2 protein-coding genes are annotated in these 1,696 nt (G+C 48.9%); both read right to left on the bottom strand.

The annotated features are described in order from the left end of the window. Window positions 1–340, bottom strand: a 340-nt coding sequence (locus BLP79_RS19390; protein WP_211477642.1) for a hypothetical protein, incomplete at its 3' end; no start/stop codon positions are given. 342 nt (window positions 341–682) lie between these two features. Continuing rightward, a partial coding sequence (locus BLP79_RS19400) for a replication initiator protein A (protein WP_244516075.1) occupies window positions 683–1,696 on the bottom strand: 1,014 nt, incomplete at its 5' end.

The raw sequence follows: 1,696 nt of genomic DNA on the forward strand, positions 1-1,696 counted from the left end.
AAACCCCCCCTGTGATAGCAGAGCTACCTTGTGCCCCGATAGACCATCCAGAAAGACTAGTTGGTGGGCCTGTAAAGCCAAATGTACCTGCACCGACTGTCGCAGGTGTAGCCCCCGCCCCGAGCGTTGCTCCTGCATAATGGGCTTCTACTAATTGACCCGTTTGGGTGTCGACGCCACGAAAGTAGACACCTTCTCCACCGACGCCAATATTCATACCCGCGCCATATTCGCCATAAAACCCAACGACACGGTTTGTGTTTAAGTCCACCTGCCCATCCAATGAAGACAGAAGTTCGTCGGCTGAAAATAGATAAAATTCGTCTGCGCCAGTACCCATTCTATATCCTTAAAATAATATGGATGTGAAAATCATGATCCATCCCAAAAACACAGCGATTTTCAACGCGTATATTGGCAATGGATCGTCAGTGTCTCTTTTTTGGGTTATGTAACGACCATAATATCCAAGTATTGTGCCGCCACCATAATGGTTTCTCCATTTTTGAAATCCCAAAAATCCGAATGCCAAGATGGGAAATAGCAGAACGATCAACTTAAGTATCAGTAAAAGAAGTTCCATGGCTCGTTGTGCTTGATGACTGTCGGTTTCGATAAGGGGTAGGCGAAGCGGTTGCTTTTGTCATGCAAAATCTTCGTCCGAGGTCGGTGCTTGAGGTTTTTATCGCAATGATTTCTGCTTCTTACAGTAGCTCACGAATGTTGCGCCTGCGTTCTTCGGAGGGTTCCCTTTGCCCGTTTCTGCCCTTGCATAGTTCAGCCACTTATCGCGCAGGGCGTAGTAGTCCCACCCCTTTTCACGGGCGATTTCACGGGCTTTTTCGTCCGCCCACTCTGGGATGAAAATATCCTGTCCAAGTTCGATTTTGGCCGACCGTGGGCGGAACGTCACAAGATCGTTCTCATCCAGTTCGATGCGGTAGAACGGCGTGTGGTCTTCTTCGATGATCTGGCGCAAGTTCAGCCGAAACCGCTTGAGAGGGGCGTTGCTGCCTGTTTTAGCTTGGAGCTTGTCTAGGCCAATATGCCACTTGGAGGATTTTCCACAGTGCTTGCGAGCAATCTCGTATATCCGCCGTTCCAAAGGGCGGCGCAGGCGAAAGTAGTCGGGTGAGATTGTCACAACATCGGCGGATTCAATCGCCCGCATGAGCCAGTCTGATAAGACGATTTCGCAGTAGTTTCGCCTCAATCTATCGTCGTCATGATAGACGAATCCGCCTTCGTCTATCAGGCCAAAAATCCGTTTTTCCATCTTTCCGCCTGTGCGGATCGTTGTTTTGAAGTTTGTACCTCGCAGACGTGAGAATGCCTTCTCTAACAACTTGTAGGCATCGCCATCGGTTCGCCTATTTGTTGCCACCATCATTTCACGCGCCGAAAATCGAACACGCTTTCCAATCGGTTTCCCTTGGTTCTTCAGGTGCATCAACTGGCTGATGCAGAAGATCAAAATATCTTTGTCGAAGATAGTTGGGAGACCTTTCCCCGAAGGCTCAATCTCAAGAACATTCCCGTTCTTATCTGCGTAGTGCAGGAAACGCATGTCAGGCTTTGTTGCAAGGCTGAAAATTGGATGCTCCATTGATGCCGTGTCATCCTTGGGGACGACATCAGAGATATCGAGAACGAAGAAATCCTTTTGAGGGTGTCGAATGGGAAGTAAGGCCATGTG

This window comes from Epibacterium ulvae, assembly GCF_900102795.1.
In the GTDB taxonomy this organism is placed as follows: Bacteria; Pseudomonadota; Alphaproteobacteria; order Rhodobacterales; family Rhodobacteraceae; genus Epibacterium; species Epibacterium ulvae.